Raw genomic sequence first — 15,727 nt, 5'->3', positions numbered from 1 at the left:
TCTGATGCGGCCCGGGAAGGGCTTCCTATAGGGATGAGTGGAATGGATGACATCAAGTATGGGGAAATCCTGATGCCTGGTGACGAGGAGACCCAAGATCGGCAGGAGAAGACGGTGCGCAGCAAGTTCTGGCCGACCTTGCGCAAGGCAGCACGGTATATCCCGTTTTCCCGCGATGTCGTCGCGGCTTTCTATTGCGCGCTCGATCCGCAAACGCCGACGCGCGTCCGTGGCATTCTGCTGGCGGCACTCGGCTATTTCGTCATGCCGGTCGACATCATCCCGGATTTCTTCGCCGTCATCGGCTTTTCGGATGATGTCGCGGTGCTGACGCTCGCCTTCGGCATGATCAAAGGCCACATCCGCCAGGAGCACTATGACGCCGCCGACCGGGCCTTGGCCGACGAGCCCGAGGCCGCAAAAGCGGCTTGATCCGCGTCCGATCGATGGCGACGGGATTCCTGCCGGGTTTCCAGACCTTTATGAGGTCTTCCTGATTTTAGAGAGGTCAAACTCTTGCCCGAATCTTTCTGTCTTAAATCGATCCCATAGGATGGTGTTCCGCCATCCGGGTTTTCCAATTCCTCCTGATGCATTTCAGGCCCGGCTCCACATGGGCTGAAACGGCACAGATCAGGGGCAATTACCGCCCCGTTGACGGTTTGGTAACCTAAATAAAGTCAAAATAGGGCAGCTCACGAGCATAGGCGTGCGTTACTTGAAATCGCCTTGAGCTCTGGACCGCAAGAAATCGGCAGGAAACCATGTTTGTAAAAAGCTTCGCAATCGCCCTCTCTCTCGTTCTGGCCGGCACCGGCATCGCATCGGCGCAGACCAAGACCAAGAAGCAGGCAGCAGCGCCCGCACAGGCGCAGGCGGCGGCACCGGTGGCTCCGACGCGCATTCAGCAGTTCGACGCCTGGGGCGCTTATTCCTACCAGTCCGGGGCTGGCAAGGTCTGCTACGTTCTCTCCGTGCCGACAGCCAAGTTGCCGGCTTCCGGTATCGATCACGGCGACAACTTCTTCATCGTTTCCCAGCGTCCGGGTCAGAACATCTCCTATGAACCGCAGGCGATGATGGGCTATCCGCTCAAGGAAAATTCCAAGGTCGACGTCGTCATCGACAACAAGACCTTCGTGATGTTCACCAAGGACAAGGCGGCCTGGGTCGAGAATGCCGCGCAGGAGCCGGCGCTGGTCGCAGCGCTCAAGTCCGGCCATTCGCTCAAGGTCACCGCGACCTCGAAGAAGGGCACCGGCACCTCCTACACCTACTCGCTGAAGGGCGTCAGTGCCGCACTGAAGCAGATCGAAAGCTGCAAATAAGATCGATGATGCCGCGATCACGTCAAAGTGATCGCAGGTTCTGTCGAAACCGAAGCGATGAGGCCGGCCTGATGGCTGGCCTTTTGCTTTTCTTCAAGAGGGATGACGCGGGCTGAAATTAATGCTAAAGGCCGCCCCAACGAGCGGTGTATTCGCAATTTCTTGCCCCGCTACCAGATGAACCTTCTGATCTCAATGCCTTGCCCGCGCCCGCAGCTTTCCGGCTTTGGGGCATCGCCGATATGAACCATTGGAATGATCCTATGTCCGCGATCGATGTCATGACCCCATCCAAGCTGAAGCCGATGCCCGTGTCGCAGCCGGTCGAGCTTTCGCCGAAGCCGTCGCTGATTGGCCTGACCCGCGAGGAAATGGGTGCGGCGCTCAAGGAAAAGGGCGTCGCCGACAAGCAGATCAAGATGCGCGTCAGCCAACTCTGGAACTGGATCTATGTGCGCGGCGTCTCCGATTTCGATGCCATGGCGAATGTCTCCAAGGACATGCGCGAAATGCTGAAGACGCATTTCACCATCGCCCGGCCGGAAATCGTCGAGGAGCAGGTTTCCAATGATGGCACCCGCAAATGGCTGTTGCGCTTCCCGCCGCGCGGCGCCGGACGGCCGGTTGAAGTGGAGACCGTGTATATTCCGGAAGAGGGCCGTGGCACGCTCTGCATTTCCAGCCAGGTCGGCTGCTCGCTCACCTGTTCGTTCTGTCACACCGGCACGCAGCGCCTCGTCCGCAACCTGACGGCGGAGGAGATCCTGTCGCAGCTACTCCTGGCGCGCGACCGGCTCGGCGATTTCCCGGATCGCGAAGCGCCGCAAGGGACGATCATGCCCGCCGAAGGCCGCAAGGTCAGCAATATCGTGATGATGGGCATGGGCGAGCCGCTCTACAATTTCGACAGCGTCAAGACGGCGCTGCTGATTGCCTCCGATGGTGATGGCCTGTCGCTCTCCAAGCGCCGCATCACGCTCTCCACCTCCGGCGTCGTGCCGGAAATCTACCGCACCGGCGAGGAGATCGGCGTTATGCTGGCGATCTCGCTGCATGCGGTGCGCGACGATCTGCGCGACATGCTTGTGCCGATCAACAAGAAATATCCGCTGAAGGAATTGATGGACGCCTGCCGCGCCTATCCCGGCCTTTCGAACGCCCGGCGCATCACCTTCGAGTATGTGATGCTGAAGGGCGTCAACGACAGCCTCGAGGATGCCAAGGGGCTGATCCAGCTCCTGAAGGGCATTCCGGCCAAGATCAATCTCATCCCCTTCAATCCTTGGCCGGGCACGAACTATCAGTGTTCGGACTGGGAGCAGATCGAGAAGTTTGCCGATTTCATCAATTCGGCCGGCTACGCCTCGCCGATCCGTACGCCGCGCGGCCGCGACATTCTCGCCGCCTGCGGCCAGTTGAAGTCGGAATCGGAGCGTATGCGCAAGACCGAACGGCTGGCCTTCGAGGCCATGATGATCGCCAACCATGGCGAGGATTGAGATCGATGCTTCTCGGATTGCGCAGGCCGATGCGGCTCCTTTGGGGCTATCTCGGCGCCTGTGTTCTGATGGGCTTCGTGTTGGCTTGCGTCGCCGCCTGGACCATGCCGGGAACGGCCGCCCCTGAGCTCTTCGCCCTCACCGTCATGCTGACCAAGCTCGCGATGATCGTCAGCATCCTGCCATCGCTTGTCGTCATTGCGATTTTCGAATGGCGCGGCATGCGCCGCTGGTACGGTTACGCCATTTACGGCGCCTTGCTGTCAGCGTCGGCATCGGTTCTGATCTCGGGGAGCGTGGAACGGCCGCAAACCCTCAATCTGATCACCATCGTCGTTTGTTTTGCCTTTCTCGGAGCCGTCAGCGCCACCGTCTACTGGTGGATCGCCGGCCGGTTCGCAGGGCGCGGCCCTGTTCTCAGCGAGAATGGGTGAGGAAGATCTTCACTGCGAAGACCGAAAAGACGCTCGCAAAGGCGTAATCGAGGCCGCGCATGACGCCGCGATTCTTCTGCAGCCAGGTCGACAGGCGGTCGGCGGCAAGCACGACGAGTGCGTTGACCGGCATGCCGATCATGATGAAGAAGAAGCCCAGGAACAGGAGCTTTTGCGTCACCGCCGGATCGCCCGCAGTGACGAACTGCGGCAGGAAGGTCATGAAGAAGATGATGACCTTCGGGTTCAGCAGATTGACCCAGAAGCCGGTGGAGATATTGGCGAGCGGAGTGCCCTTTGCCATATCCACCTTCTTGACCGACAGGCTGGAGCCGAAGCGGATCGCCTGGATCGCCAACCACAGCAGATAGCCGGCGCCACCGGTTTTCAGGATCGTGAAGGCGAGCGGCGAGGCGGTAATCAGTGCCGAAACGCCAAAAGCCACCAGGAATGTATGGACGACGATACCGAAGCTGGTGCCGAGGACTACGAAAAGCGCTGCCTTCTTGCCCTGCGCCAATGCACGGCTGATCGACAGGGTCATATCGGGGCCGGGGGTTGCCGCAAGCAGCAGGCTGGCCGCCGAAAAAGCCAGAAGGGTCGTCAGGCTGGGTATGAAGTCCATGACATGCTCCGAAAGCCGGAAAAGAGTATCAGCGCTTTCTTATTCGGCTTTCGAGTATTTGCAAATCAATCCTTGTTTTCCAGGAATGCCTTGAATTTGTCGGCGTAGTCAGGATGCCAACGGGACAATGGCGGGCGGTTTTCGATGATATCGCCTGCGGCCCAGAGCATGCGGCGTTCGTCCGTCGACCGAGCAACATCATTGTCCGGGCAGAGGATGTAGAAATCGCCCCGCTCGAGGCTCTCCACCATGAAATCGACCGTCTGCTCCGGCGTCCAGGCTGCTTCAGGCTTTTCCTGGCGGTCGCCCTTGGTCAGGCCGGTAAAGACGAATCCGGGGATCAGGAGATGCGCCGATATCTTGGCGCCTGCGGTGTTGCGCAGCTCGTGCTGCAGCGCCTCGGTGAAGACCTTTACGCCGGCCTTGGAGACGTTATAGGCGGGATTGCCCGGCGGCGTGGTGATGCCCTGCTTCGAACCGGTGTTAATGATCAGGCCGGGCTTTCCATGGGCCAGCATGCCGGGTCCGAAGACGCGCGTGCCGTTGATGACACCCAGGAGATTGACGCCGAGAATGTTGTCCCAACCGGCCTGCGGGCTGAAGATCGAGGTTTCCGGCCCGATGCCGGCATTGTTCATCAGCACATGCACCCGGCCGAAATGCTGCAGGACGGCGCGTTCGAGAGCTTCGAGCTGTTCCTTATGGGCAACGTCGGTCTCGACGGCCATGATCTGGTCCACCCCGGCGATCGCTTCGAGCTCGGCGCGTGCGGCGGCCAGCCGGTCGCGGCCAAGATCGGCGATGGCGACGCTCATGCCGAGCTTTGCGAAATATTTCGCGGCCGCAAAGCCAATACCGGACGCGCCGCCGGTGATGACGGCGACATTGGATTTCTTGAAAATCTGTTGAATATCGGTCACGGACGGACGCCCTCCCAGGCATTGTTTGCTCGCAGCCGAATATGGTATTTTCCGAAACCAAGTCAAACCGGCTGGAGGTCGTGTCCGTGACAAAACATATGTCCGTAGAAATCGACGAGCAGATGGATGCGTTCATCGGCGAACAGATCAGCCACGGCAATTACGATTCGCCGAGCGAAGTCATCGACGCCGCGCTGAAACTGTTGCGTAGTAGGGCGGAAATAGAAGCAATCGCGGCTGCCATCGCGGAGGGGGAGGCATCGGGAGAGCCGGAGGAATTTGATTTCAACGGCTTTATCGAAAGAAAGCGAATGTTGCGCAATCAGCGATGAAGAAATTGATCTTTTCGCCCAAGGCAGCGTCCGATATCGATCAAATCTATGACTACACCGAGGAAAAATGGGGTTACCAGCAAGCGGAGGATTACGTCTTCGCCATGCGCGATCGTTGCCATGCCCTGCTCAACGGCACCGCGCGCGGTCGCAAAGTTGGCGGCATCAGATCGGACTACCTCGCTTTGGCCTACGGCTCGCACTTCATTATCTACAAAGACGGCGTCCAGATCTACAAAGACGGCGTCCAGACACTCACGATCGTCCGCATCCTTCATCGGCGAATGAATATCGGCGCGCACCTGTGACGCTGCTCCCGTACCACTCTGCCGCACTTCCCCTTGCGCCTCGCGATAATCTCGCTAAAAGTGCCGCGATACAGGGTTTGCGGGGCCTTTCCGCAGGCTCGCATTGAAACGGACCTCATCACCATGGCATCACATAAAGACGTGAAGAAAGTCGTTCTCGCCTATTCCGGCGGTCTCGACACCTCGATTATCCTGAAGTGGCTGCAGACGGAGCTTGGCGCAGAAGTCGTCACTTTCACCGCCGATCTCGGTCAGGGCGAAGAGCTGGAGCCGGCGCGCAAGAAGGCCGAGATGCTCGGCATCAAGGAGATCTACATCGAGGATGTGCGCGAAGAATTCGTGCGCGATTTCGTCTTCCCGATGTTCCGTGCCAATGCCGTCTATGAAGGCGTCTACCTGCTCGGCACGTCGATCGCTCGTCCGCTGATCTCCAAGCACCTGATCGATATTGCTCGCAAGACCGGCGCCGATGCGATCGCCCATGGCGCGACCGGCAAGGGCAACGACCAGGTTCGCTTCGAGCTTTCGGCCTACGCGCTGAACCCGGACATCAAGATCATCGCGCCGTGGCGCGATTGGTCGTTCAAGAGCCGCACCGACCTGCTCGAATTCGCCGAGAAGCATCAGATTCCGGTTGCCAAGGACAAGAAGGGCGAGGCGCCGTTCTCGGTCGATGCCAACCTGCTGCACTCCTCGTCCGAGGGCAAGGTTCTGGAAGATCCGTCGCAGGAAGCGCCGGAATATGTGCACATGCGCACGATTTCACCGGAGTCCGCTCCCGACAAGGCAACCGTCATCAAGGTCGGCTTCGAAAAGGGCGATGCCGTCTCGATCAACGGGCAGCGCATGAGCCCGGCGACGCTGCTCGCAACGCTCAACAATTACGGTCGTGACAATGGTATCGGTCGCCTCGACCTCGTCGAGAACCGCTACGTCGGTATGAAGTCGCGTGGCGTCTACGAAACCCCCGGCGGCACCATCCTGCTCGCCGCCCACCGCGCCATCGAATCCATCACGCTCGATCGCGGCGCAGCTCACCTCAAGGACGAGCTGATGCCCCGTTATGCCGAGCTGATCTACTACGGCTTCTGGTTCTCGCCGGAACGCGAAATGCTGCAGGCGCTAATCGACAAGAGCCAGGAGCATGTCGAAGGTGAAGTGACGCTGAAGCTTTACAAGGGCAACGTCATGGTCATCGGCCGCGAAAGCCCGAAGTCGCTCTATTCCGACAAGCTTGTCACGTTCGAAGACGATCAGGGCGCCTACGATCAGAAGGACGCTGCCGGTTTCATCAAGCTCAACGCGCTGCGTCTGCGCACGCTCGCCAAGCGCAATCTGTCGAAGTAATCAGCTTTGCGAATAAATACGAACCCGCTTCCGGTTGACGGAGGCGGGTTTTTCTTGCGCGCGCATAGGGCTGGATTTACTCCACGGGCCTTAATTCGCGCTCCATCTCCGCCGGCAGCTCCGCATTCTGCAGATTGCTGCGGAAGGTCCGGAGCGCATGATGGAGTTCGTCCTGCAGGCAATGATCGACGCCCTGTAGCGCGTCCTGCTCTACCGCGTAGATCTCGCAACCGATCTGCTTCAGCTTGGCGCTGGCTGTTTCCGACAACACGATGCGCTTGGCGCGGCGGTCGAGCGGATCGGGCTGACGCTCGATCAGGCCACGCGCCTGCAGCTTGTCGAGGAAGGCGCTGACCGTCATCGGCTCCAACCCCATGCGAGTGGCAATATCGAGTTGCCGGCTGCCGTTGACGGCGGCGACCTGGATCAGCGTGCGCGCTTCCCCTGCCGTCAGACCTAGCCCCGCGACCATGATGCGCCGCTCGAAGGCCGCTCGCATTAGTCGGGCGCAATCCGCCACAAGAAAGGCAAGCGAATCCGTATCTATCCTGCTGCTCATAAGCGCTTCCCTACTTACGCTTGTTTTTAGGCCCCGATCAATCTTTATTGATTTCGCCCCCCGAATTCAACGGATTCTTGCCCTTTCAAGGGACTTGTTTAACTTGACCCGGTTAGATGCGTTGCTAATCTGTGCTGATAATCAGCGGGAACTTCCAATATGACGCAATCACTTATCGTCGGCGCCTTCCTGGCGGCGCTGTTCTATGTGCTCATTCCCGGGCCGGCTTTTTTGGCTCTGCTCGGCATCGGCGCGGGGCAGGGGCGCAAGGCCGGCGCTTTCTTCATGAGTGGTCATCTCGTCGGGGACATCATTTGGTCGTCGCTCGCCTTGGTTGCAATCGTGGGGGCAAAAACTATCGGCACCGTCGTATTCGATCTGCTCGGCTTGCTCTGCGGTTTCTATCTGGCGTGGATCGGCTGGAGTGCCGTCACCGCCAAGCCCAAGAAGGATGGCAAGGCCTTGCTCAATGTCGACCGTCCCTTCCGCCGTGGCCTGATCTTCGGCGTCACCAATCCGAAAGGATATCCCGTGGCGCTGGCAACCTTTACCGCGCTGGTGGCCGGTTCGGCCGGCGCATTGACGTTCAGCGCGTTGCCGCTGCTGCTCACCGTTTCTTTCGTCGGCTTCGTCACCGCCGACCTTATTCTCATTGGCATTATCGGCGCGGGCGCGGTCCGGCGGTTCTACCGCGCTCACGAGCGGCTGATCGTACGCTGCTCCGGCGTGCTGTTTATGGGTTTTGCGGCCCAGGCGCTGTGGCATGCGACGCCCGGCTTGCTCGGCTGGCGTAAGGCCTGACCATCATTCCTCATTATTTGTTCCGCCCTCGCCATACCAATTTGGCAGAGAGGGTCTTATATCGTGCTTCGATCAGATGCCTGCCGAAAGGATGCCTTGCATGTCTTCCCCAACCGCCGTCAACCCAGCGCTCGTCGAATGGACCGGACATCAGGGCCTGCCGCGGTTCGATGCCGTGAAAGACGCCGATTTTGCGCCTGCCTTTGACGCAGCGCTTGCGGCTCATGAGGCGGAAATCGATGCGATCGCTGATAACAGCGAGGCGCCGACCTTTGTCAACACCGTCACTGCGCTCGAAATCGCCGGTGACGAGCTGTCGCGGGTCTCCTCTCTATTCTGGAATCGGGCTGGGGCACATACCAATGAGGTGATCCAGGCCTTGGAGCGAGAGATCGCGCCGAAGATGTCGCGGCATTATTCGAAGATCGGCATGAATGCCGCACTATTTGCCCGCATCGATGCGCTATGGGAAGCGCGAGAGGAGCTTGGCCTGAGTGTGGAAGAGACCCGCGTGCTGGAACGGCATTGGAAGGGTTTCGTGAAGTCGGGCGCCAAGCTCGCCAAGCCGGAGCAGGAACGGCTCGCCGCGATCAACGAGAAATTGGCGGGCCTCGGCGCGCAGTTCGGGCAGAATGTGCTTGCCGACGAAAAAGGCTGGGCGCTGATCCTCTCTGAAGAAACTGACCTCGCCGGTCTTCCAGATTTCCTGAGGGACGCGATGGCCGCGGCGGCGCGCGAGCATGGCGAAGAGGGCAAATTTGCCGTCACTCTATCGCGCTCGATCATAGAGCCGTTCCTGACGTCGTCCGAGCGCCGGGATCTGCGCGAACAGGCTTTCAAGGCATGGGTAGCGCGTGGCGCCAATGGCGGCGAGACTGACAATGGCAAGATCATCAAGGAGACGCTGGCGCTGAGGGCTGAGAAGGCCGAGCTGCTCGGCTATGGCAACTTTGCCGAACTGAAGCTCGACAACACCATGGCGAAAACGCCGGAGGCGGTGAACGAACTTCTAAGGGCGGTCTGGGCGAAGGCGGCGGAGCGCGCTCGCGAGGAAGAGGACGATATCGCCGCGCTGATCGCGGAGGAGGGCCGCAATCACGAGGTCATGCCCTGGGATTGGCGGCATTATGCCGAGAAGATCCGGACGCGGAAGTTCGATTTCTCTGAGACGGAACTGAAGCCCTATCTGCAGCTCGAAAAGATCATCGCCGCCTGCTTCGATGTCGCCGGCCGCCTTTTCGGCATCCGCGCCGTCGAGCAGAAGGGCGTTCCCGCTTATCATCCAGACGTGCGCGTCTTCGAGATTCGCGATCGCTCCGACAGACTGATAGCGCTCTTCCTCGGCGATTATTTCGCCCGCAATTCCAAGCGCTCGGGCGCCTGGATGAGCTCGTTCCAGTCGCAGCACAAACTGCCGCTGAAGAACGGTCATGTCGGCGAACTGCCGATCATCTATAACGTCTGCAATTTCGCCAAGCCGGCCGAGGGCAAGCCGGCGCTGCTGTCGCTCGATGACGCCCGCACGCTGTTCCACGAATTCGGCCATGCTCTGCACGGCATGCTCTCCAACGTCACCTATCCTTCGGTATCCGGCACCGGCGTTTCCCGCGATTTCGTCGAGCTGCCATCGCAGCTCTACGAACACTGGCTGACCGTGCCGGCCATCCTCAGGGAATATGCCATCCACTACGAGACCGGCGCGCCGATGCCGCAAGCTCTGCTCGACAAGGTTCTGGCCGCCCGCACCTTCAATGCTGGCTTCAACACGGTGGAGTTCACCTCCTCGGCGCTGGTCGATATGGCCTTCCATACCCGCGGCGCCGTCGAGGACCCGATGGTGGTGCAGGCGGAAGTGCTCTCGGAAATCGGCATGCCGAATTCGATCGTCATGCGCCACGCCACGCCTCACTTCCAGCATGTGTTTTCCGGCGACGGCTATTCGGCCGGCTATTATTCCTACATGTGGTCGGAAGTGCTGGATGCCGACGCCTTCGCCGCCTTCGAGGAAACCGGCGATGCCTTCGATCCGGATATGGCCGGGAAACTGAAGGCCAATATCTATTCCGTCGGCGGCTCGATCGATCCGGAAGACGCCTACAAGGCCTTCCGCGGCAAGCTGCCGAGCCCGGATGCGATGCTACGCAAAAAGGGATTGGCGGCCTGATTTTGGCCTTGGGTATGCAGCAAAAATCGGTCGCGAAAGGTCAACTTTTGCGACCGATTTATGCGGCGGCGTTTGGATTGATTTTGTCTGGTCAATCAGGTTGCGCGCGAAAGCACAGCTAACAGCTCGGCTAGTTGATCGGCCTGGGCGTCATCTAGCTTATCGCCGAGGTGGCGTTGAAGGGCCGACGCATAGACGGCCCACATGCGGCTCCGCATGGCACTTCCTGCCTCGGTGATAACGACCCAGCGGCCTCGGCCGTCCTCGGAAAATATCTCGCGGTGGACAAAACCAGCCTTTTCCATCCGGTCGAGAAGGCGAGACAGGTTATGTTGTGCCAGGAGCGTGCGCTCCTCAATCTCATAGGGTCGCAACCTGCCGCCCGTGGCCCGCGACAGCTCCAGCAGTACGTCATACCAACCAAGCGGTGGCAGGTCTGCCGCCTTCAAGTCTTGCTCAATCGCCGCAAGGACGACTTGCTGAGTCCGCATGAGGCGTACCCACGCTCGCGTGACGGCGGGCGAGGGCATTGGGGATTCGAAATCTGATTTATCCGACATAGATGCAATTACATCTATATTGACCAATTTGGCAAGTGCGGATTTAGATGCAATTACATTTATCTTGGATGAAGATATTTCCAGCCCATTTGCTGGGTCAGACAATAGGAGATCTGATCATGTCCGACGCAAAGCTGATCCTCGTCAGCCACTACCTTTGCCCCTACGTTCAGCGGGCCGTCATCACGCTTGCTGAAAAGTCTGTGCCGTTCGAGCTCCGTTATGTCGATCTGTCGGCGAAACCCGACTGGTTCCTCGCCATTTCTCCCCTCGGCAAGGTTCCCCTCCTTATCGTGCGGCAGGGCGATGGGGCAGAAACGGTTTTGTTCGAGAGCGCCGTGATCTGCGAATATCTTGAGGAAACCCAATCCGGCGCTCCACTCCATCCGGCCGATCCGCTGGCGCGTGCCCGGCATCGCGGTTGGATCGAGTTCGGCTCCTCCATCCTTTCGGATTTGTGGGGGCTTGAGACTGCCAAAGACGAAGGGATCTATGAGACGAAGCGCAAAGCGCTGATCGACAAGTTCGGTCGTGTCGAGGCTGAATTGAAGGATGGACCGTTTTTCGCCGGCCGAGCATTCAGCCTGGTCGATGCGGTCTTCGCACCGATCTTCCGTTACTTTGACGTGTTCGATACCATCACTCAGACCGGCATATTTGATGCATTGCCGCGTCTCGTGGCGTGGCGCGCAGAACTGGCTTCGCGGCGAAGTGTGCGAGAGGCGGTGATGCAAGACTATCCCGATCGTCTCAAGGTATTCTTGAGGGATCATGAGGCGTGGCTGCTGAAACGCGCCGCCTGAAAGGCTGGAGGAATCCTGACTAAGGCGGCTGCCTACATCAGATATTGGCGACATCGCAGAACGAGGGTTTTTACCATCAGTTGGCGCAAGGTTGACATATTCGTGACGCGCTGGGGCGAGCTTGCCGTTGCTTTCTTGCCTCCCCCCTTTCGCAAACGCGAAAAAAAGGGTATGAGCGCGCCAAATGTAATTGGCGTGTTCACTTCATACCGCGCCCCAGCCTCAGAGATACAAGATTATGGCACTTCGCAACATCGCGATCATCGCGCACGTTGACCATGGGAAAACCACCCTCGTTGACGAGCTTCTGAAGCAGTCCGGCTCCTTCCGCGAGAACCAGCGCGTTGCCGAACGCGTCATGGATTCCAACGATCTGGAAAAGGAACGCGGCATCACCATTCTCGCCAAGGCGACCTCGGTCGTCTGGAAGGATACCCGCATCAACATCGTCGACACCCCCGGCCACGCCGACTTCGGCGGTGAAGTCGAGCGTATTCTGTCGATGGTGGACGGCGCGATCGTTCTCGTCGATGCTGCCGAAGGCCCGATGCCGCAGACCAAATTCGTCGTCGGCAAGGCGCTGAAGGTCGGTCTTCGCCCGATCGTCGCGATCAACAAGATCGACCGTCCGGATGCCCGTGCCGACGAAGTCATCAACGAAGTCTTCGATCTCTTCGCCAATCTCGACGCCACCGACGAGCAGCTCGACTTCCCGATCCTTTACGGTTCCGGCCGTAACGGCTGGATGAACTATTCGCCGGAAGGCCCGAAGGATGAAGGTCTGGCGCCGCTGCTCGATCTCGTCGTCAAGCACGTTCCGGAGCCGACCGTCGGCGAAGGTCCTTTCCGCATGATCGGCACGATCCTAGAAGCCAACCCCTTCCTCGGCCGCATCATCACCGGCCGCATCCATTCCGGCTCGATCAAGCCGAACCAGGCCGTCAAGGTTCTGGGCGCTGACGGCAACCTGATCGAAACCGGCCGTATCTCGAAGATCCTTGCTTTCCGCGGCATCGAGCGCCAGCCGATCGAAGACGCACAGGCAGGTGACATCGTCGCCATTGCCGGCCTTTCCAAGGGCACCGTCGCCGACACCTTCTGCGATCCGCAGGTCAATGAGCCACTGATCGCGCAGCCGATCGACCCGCCGACCGTTACGATGTCCTTCATCGTCAACGACAGCCCCTATGCCGGCACCGAGGGCGACAAGGTCACCTCGCGCGTCATTCGCGATCGCCTGTTCAAGGAAGCCGAAGGCAACGTTGCGCTGAAGATCGAGGAAGCCGAGGGCAAGGACTCGTTCTACGTATCCGGCCGCGGCGAATTGCAGCTTGCAGTTCTGATCGAAACCATGCGCCGCGAAGGCTTCGAGCTTGCCGTGTCGCGTCCGCGCGTCGTCATGCACAAGGACGAGAGCGGCCAGCTTCTCGAGCCGATCGAAGAAGTCGTCATCGACGTCGATGAAGAGCATTCCGGCATCGTCGTGCAGAAGATGTCGGAGCGCAAGGCCGAGATGGCCGAGCTGCGGCCTTCCGGCGGCAATCGCGTCCGTCTCGTATTCTTCGCACCGACCCGCGGCCTGATTGGCTATCAGTCGGAGCTTCTGACGGACACGCGCGGCACCGCCGTCATGAACCGTCTGTTCCATGACTACCAGCCGTACAAGGGCGAAATCGGCGGCCGCGTCAACGGCGTGCTGCTCGCCAACGAAGCCGGCGAAGCCGTGGCCTATGCCCTGTTCAACCTGGAAGACCGCGGCCCGATGATCATCGACGCCGGCGAGAAGGTCTATGCCGGCATGATCATCGGCATTCACAGCCGCGACAACGACCTCGAAGTTAACGTGCTGAAGGGCAAAAAGCTCACCAACATCCGCGCCGCCGGCAAGGATGAAGCCGTGAAGCTGACCCCGCCGATCCGCATGACGCTCGACCGCGCGCTCTCCTGGATCCAGGACGACGAGCTGGTCGAAGTCACGCCGAAGTCGATCCGCCTGCGTAAAATGTACCTCGATCCGAACGAGCGTAAGCGTTTCGAGAAGGCTCGCTACGCATAATAGCGCGACTTGTACCGCTTCGGACGAATTGACCCCGGCCCCTGTGCCGGGGTTTTATTTTGTGTGTTCGATTTTTGAGCCCTTGTCGCAAAGGTTAAAAATGCGTTAATTTTCAGCAGTCGTCCACAGGTAAAGACTGTGAACAAATCGTCTGTCCGCATGATTTGTGGATGGTTAATTTTCGCTGGCGGGACCAGAGTAGACGTTATGAAGACGTTGTCGATTGATGTTCGTCGGGCAGAACCGCATGATGCCCGAGCCATTTCCGAGGTGCACCGCCAGTCGTGGCAGTACACCTATACGGGCATCATTCCGCATCGCGCGCTCAGCCAGATGATCGAGCGTCGGGGCGAAGCCTGGTGGCGCAAGGCGACCAGCGGGCCGGCAACCCTTCTAGTCCTCGACGTCGCCGGCGAGATCGCCGGTTACGCCACGCTCGGCCTCAACCGCGCCCGCGCATTGCCTCAGGAAGGCGAGATCTACGAACTCTATCTTCGCCCGGAATATCAAGGCATCGGTCTTGGCCGGCTTCTCTTCGGTGAAGCGCGCCGGCTCCTGAAATCGCTGGGGTGCAAGGGATTGGTCGTCTGGTGCCTCGAGGAAAACGAGAATGCGGACCGCTTCTATCGCGGCCAGGGCGGTGCCGATTTCTGCGAGGGCATCGAGACCTTCGATCGCAAGCAGCTCAAGAAGATCGGCTTCGTCTGGCCCTAAGGTACCGGCTGCGACCGTCCATTAAAATCCCGCATCGTCCCAATGCCTTGTTGCGTTGCGTCATGATTCCGATTATCTGGCTGCAGCAACCATCCTTATTAGGGGAGACGCATGCGCATCGACGCGATTTCCATTGGCAAGAACCCGCCCGAAGACGTCAACGTCATCGTTGAAGTTCCGGTCGGCGGTCATCCGATCAAGTATGAAATGGACAAGGACGCCGGCACGCTGGTCGTCGACCGTTTCCTCTACACGCCGATGACCTATCCGGGCAATTACGGCTTCGTTCCGCACACGCTTTCCGAAGACGGCGACCCGATCGACGTGTTGATCGCCAGCACCCGTCCGCTGGTTCCGGGCTGCGTTATCAACGTGCGCCCGATCGGCGTGCTGATGATGGAAGACAATTCCGGCAAGGACGAAAAGATCATCGCCGTTCCTTCGCCGAAGCTGACGCTGCGCTACGAAAAGGTCCGGGAATATACCGACCTGCCGGAAATCACCGTGAAGCAGATCGAGCATTTCTTCGAGCACTACAAGGATCTGGAGCCCGGCAAGTGGGTGAAGATCTACGGCTGGAAGGGCTCGAAGGAAGCCGGCGAACTCATTCTCGAAGCGATCGAGCGCGCCAAGAAGGCGAAGTGATCAGTTCTTCGCTATAGCGTTCAGCTTGCCTATCAAATCCTCCGGGTCGGCATCGATCCGGAGGATTTTTTTACGGGCGGTGTCGCCGGAAATGAGGCTGACCGAGGATTTGGGGATGCCGAAGCTCTTGGCGAGAAGCGCGATCAGCGCCTTGTTGGCCTTGCCCTTTTCCGGCACGGCGGAGACCCGCGCCTTGAGATAGGCCTCGCCGTCGGCGCCGGTCTCGAACCCGTCGATCGCATCACGCCCGCCATTGGGCGTGAGCCGGACGGATAGTCTCACATGATCGGCAAAAACCTGCCAGGCTTCGCTCACCGGCCGACGAGCGGGTAAAGCGTGTTCCACATCAGGGAACGGAAGAAGAAGATGATCAGCAGCAGGATGATCGGCGAAATGTCGATGCCGCCGAGATCGGGCAGCACGCGCCGGATCGGACGAAGCGCAGGCTCCGTGACTGCATAGAGGAAACTTCCGACCGAGTTGACGAACTGATTGCTCGAATTGATAACATTGAATGCATAGAGCCATGAAAAAATAGCGCTGGCGATCAGCACCCAAGTATAAAGATTCAAAGCCAGATCAATGGTTTGAAATAAGGCGAGCATGTCCGTCTCCATTTCGCGGTTGACAGA

19 protein-coding genes are annotated in these 15,727 nt (G+C 59.3%); 13 read left to right on the top strand and 6 right to left on the bottom strand.

What is annotated here, in order from left to right; translation table 11 throughout:
* Positions 1-42: 42 nt before the first annotated feature.
* The 4 genes from QA648_RS15245 to QA648_RS15230 all read left to right on the top strand — a co-directional run bounded on the left by QA648_RS15245 (position 43) and on the right by QA648_RS15230 (position 3,261).
* Positions 43-432 (top strand): YkvA family protein, encoded by a 390-nt coding sequence (locus QA648_RS15245; protein WP_104824641.1) that lies wholly within the window; start codon positions 43-45, stop codon positions 430-432.
* Between the two features lie 332 nt (positions 433-764).
* Entirely contained in the window at positions 765-1,328 is a 564-nt protein-coding gene (locus QA648_RS15240; protein WP_104824640.1) for an invasion associated locus B family protein, read from the top strand.
* A gap of 263 nt (positions 1,329-1,591) precedes the next feature.
* Positions 1,592-2,827, top strand: coding sequence for a 23S rRNA (adenine(2503)-C(2))-methyltransferase RlmN (gene rlmN / locus QA648_RS15235; protein WP_283047832.1), 1,236 nt, complete (start codon positions 1,592-1,594; stop codon positions 2,825-2,827).
* Positions 2,828-2,832: 5 nt separating this feature from the next.
* Entirely contained in the window at positions 2,833-3,261 is a 429-nt protein-coding gene (locus QA648_RS15230; RefSeq protein ID WP_283047831.1) for a hypothetical protein, read from the top strand.
* On the opposite strand, the gene QA648_RS15225 is transcribed toward QA648_RS15230, so the two are convergent.
* Entirely contained in the window at positions 3,245-3,886 is a 642-nt protein-coding gene (locus QA648_RS15225; protein ID WP_104824637.1) for a LysE family translocator, read from the bottom strand. The two genes, QA648_RS15230 and QA648_RS15225, sit on opposite strands and share 17 nt — an antisense overlap.
* Before the next feature lie 65 nt (positions 3,887-3,951).
* On the bottom strand, positions 3,952-4,806 hold the full coding sequence (locus QA648_RS15220) for an SDR family NAD(P)-dependent oxidoreductase (protein WP_104824636.1): 855 nt from the start codon (positions 4,804-4,806) through the stop codon (positions 3,952-3,954).
* Between the two features lie 122 nt (positions 4,807-4,928).
* Here QA648_RS15220 and QA648_RS15215 point away from each other — a divergent pair, with 122 nt between their 5' ends.
* From QA648_RS15215 to QA648_RS15205, 3 genes are all read left to right on the top strand, one after another.
* Entirely contained in the window at positions 4,929-5,138 is a 210-nt protein-coding gene (locus QA648_RS15215; protein WP_283047828.1) for a type II toxin-antitoxin system ParD family antitoxin, read from the top strand.
* Entirely contained in the window at positions 5,135-5,446 is a 312-nt protein-coding gene (locus tag QA648_RS15210) for a type II toxin-antitoxin system RelE/ParE family toxin (protein WP_283047827.1), read from the top strand. The genes QA648_RS15215 and QA648_RS15210 overlap by 4 nt, the downstream gene beginning before the upstream one ends.
* 123 nt (positions 5,447-5,569) lie before the next feature.
* A complete protein-coding gene (locus QA648_RS15205; RefSeq protein ID WP_104824634.1) occupies positions 5,570-6,793 on the top strand; it encodes an argininosuccinate synthase in 1,224 nt (407 codons plus the stop codon).
* Between the two features lie 76 nt (positions 6,794-6,869).
* Here QA648_RS15205 and QA648_RS15200 read toward each other — a convergent pair whose 3' ends face one another.
* Entirely contained in the window at positions 6,870-7,352 is a 483-nt protein-coding gene (locus tag QA648_RS15200; RefSeq protein ID WP_104824633.1) for a MarR family winged helix-turn-helix transcriptional regulator, read from the bottom strand.
* Between the two features lie 159 nt (positions 7,353-7,511).
* On the opposite strand from QA648_RS15200, the gene QA648_RS15195 reads away from it, so the two are divergent.
* Together QA648_RS15195 and QA648_RS15190 are read left to right on the top strand one after the other, a co-directional pair.
* Complete coding sequence (locus tag QA648_RS15195; RefSeq protein ID WP_104824632.1) at positions 7,512-8,153, top strand: LysE family translocator; 642 nt, start codon at positions 7,512-7,514, stop codon at positions 8,151-8,153.
* A gap of 100 nt (positions 8,154-8,253) precedes the next feature.
* Positions 8,254-10,317 (top strand): M3 family metallopeptidase, encoded by a 2,064-nt coding sequence (locus QA648_RS15190; protein WP_283047825.1) that lies wholly within the window; start codon positions 8,254-8,256, stop codon positions 10,315-10,317.
* A 95-nt stretch (positions 10,318-10,412) separates the two neighbouring features.
* Here QA648_RS15190 and QA648_RS15185 read toward each other — a convergent pair whose 3' ends face one another.
* Entirely contained in the window at positions 10,413-10,877 is a 465-nt protein-coding gene (locus QA648_RS15185) for a MarR family winged helix-turn-helix transcriptional regulator (RefSeq protein ID WP_283051359.1), read from the bottom strand.
* A gap of 119 nt (positions 10,878-10,996) precedes the next feature.
* On the opposite strand from QA648_RS15185, the gene QA648_RS15180 reads away from it, so the two are divergent.
* The 4 genes from QA648_RS15180 to ppa all read left to right on the top strand — a co-directional run bounded on the left by QA648_RS15180 (position 10,997) and on the right by ppa (position 15,095).
* Positions 10,997-11,680 carry a glutathione S-transferase family protein gene (locus QA648_RS15180; RefSeq protein WP_283047823.1) on the top strand — a complete coding sequence of 228 codons (684 nt, stop codon included), beginning with the start codon at positions 10,997-10,999 and terminating at the stop codon, positions 11,678-11,680.
* Between the two features lie 238 nt (positions 11,681-11,918).
* Positions 11,919-13,736: a translational GTPase TypA gene (typA, locus tag QA648_RS15175; protein ID WP_104824628.1), complete on the top strand. Its 1,818-nt coding sequence runs from the start codon at positions 11,919-11,921 to the stop codon at positions 13,734-13,736.
* 207 nt (positions 13,737-13,943) lie between these two features.
* Complete coding sequence (locus QA648_RS15170) at positions 13,944-14,450, top strand: GNAT family N-acetyltransferase (RefSeq protein WP_104824627.1); 507 nt, start codon at positions 13,944-13,946, stop codon at positions 14,448-14,450.
* Positions 14,451-14,561: 111 nt separating this feature from the next.
* Complete coding sequence (gene ppa / locus QA648_RS15165) at positions 14,562-15,095, top strand: inorganic diphosphatase (RefSeq protein WP_028751314.1); 534 nt, start codon at positions 14,562-14,564, stop codon at positions 15,093-15,095.
* On the opposite strand, the gene QA648_RS15160 is transcribed toward ppa, so the two are convergent.
* Complete coding sequence (locus tag QA648_RS15160; RefSeq protein ID WP_283047820.1) at positions 15,096-15,410, bottom strand: DUF167 domain-containing protein; 315 nt, start codon at positions 15,408-15,410, stop codon at positions 15,096-15,098.
* Complete coding sequence (locus QA648_RS15155; protein ID WP_028751312.1) at positions 15,407-15,700, bottom strand: YggT family protein; 294 nt, start codon at positions 15,698-15,700, stop codon at positions 15,407-15,409. The genes QA648_RS15160 and QA648_RS15155 overlap by 4 nt, the downstream gene beginning before the upstream one ends.
* Positions 15,701-15,727: the final 27 nt, after the last annotated feature.

Source organism: Rhizobium sp. CB3171, assembly GCF_029714265.1.
GTDB lineage: Bacteria > Pseudomonadota > Alphaproteobacteria > Rhizobiales > Rhizobiaceae > Rhizobium.
Note: the sequence above shows the minus strand (reverse complement) of the source record. Positions and strands in the feature narration are given on the sequence as shown.

Coding starts and splice junctions, on each gene's coding strand:
- QA648_RS15245 (WP_104824641.1), top strand. CDS start 43: ATGGATGACATCAAGTATGGGGAAATCCTGATGCCTGGTGACGAGGAG.
- QA648_RS15240 (WP_104824640.1), top strand. CDS start 765: ATGTTTGTAAAAAGCTTCGCAATCGCCCTCTCTCTCGTTCTGGCCGGC.
- rlmN (WP_283047832.1), top strand. CDS start 1,592: ATGTCCGCGATCGATGTCATGACCCCATCCAAGCTGAAGCCGATGCCC.
- QA648_RS15230 (WP_283047831.1), top strand. CDS start 2,833: ATGCTTCTCGGATTGCGCAGGCCGATGCGGCTCCTTTGGGGCTATCTC.
- QA648_RS15225 (WP_104824637.1), bottom strand. CDS start 3,886: ATGGACTTCATACCCAGCCTGACGACCCTTCTGGCTTTTTCGGCGGCC.
- QA648_RS15215 (WP_283047828.1), top strand. CDS start 4,929: ATGGATGCGTTCATCGGCGAACAGATCAGCCACGGCAATTACGATTCG.
- QA648_RS15210 (WP_283047827.1), top strand. CDS start 5,135: ATGAAGAAATTGATCTTTTCGCCCAAGGCAGCGTCCGATATCGATCAA.
- QA648_RS15205 (WP_104824634.1), top strand. CDS start 5,570: ATGGCATCACATAAAGACGTGAAGAAAGTCGTTCTCGCCTATTCCGGC.
- QA648_RS15200 (WP_104824633.1), bottom strand. CDS start 7,352: ATGAGCAGCAGGATAGATACGGATTCGCTTGCCTTTCTTGTGGCGGAT.
- QA648_RS15195 (WP_104824632.1), top strand. CDS start 7,512: ATGACGCAATCACTTATCGTCGGCGCCTTCCTGGCGGCGCTGTTCTAT.
- QA648_RS15190 (WP_283047825.1), top strand. CDS start 8,254: ATGTCTTCCCCAACCGCCGTCAACCCAGCGCTCGTCGAATGGACCGGA.
- QA648_RS15185 (WP_283051359.1), bottom strand. CDS start 10,877: ATGTCGGATAAATCAGATTTCGAATCCCCAATGCCCTCGCCCGCCGTC.
- QA648_RS15180 (WP_283047823.1), top strand. CDS start 10,997: ATGTCCGACGCAAAGCTGATCCTCGTCAGCCACTACCTTTGCCCCTAC.
- typA (WP_104824628.1), top strand. CDS start 11,919: ATGGCACTTCGCAACATCGCGATCATCGCGCACGTTGACCATGGGAAA.
- QA648_RS15170 (WP_104824627.1), top strand. CDS start 13,944: ATGAAGACGTTGTCGATTGATGTTCGTCGGGCAGAACCGCATGATGCC.
- ppa (WP_028751314.1), top strand. CDS start 14,562: ATGCGCATCGACGCGATTTCCATTGGCAAGAACCCGCCCGAAGACGTC.
- QA648_RS15155 (WP_028751312.1), bottom strand. CDS start 15,700: ATGCTCGCCTTATTTCAAACCATTGATCTGGCTTTGAATCTTTATACT.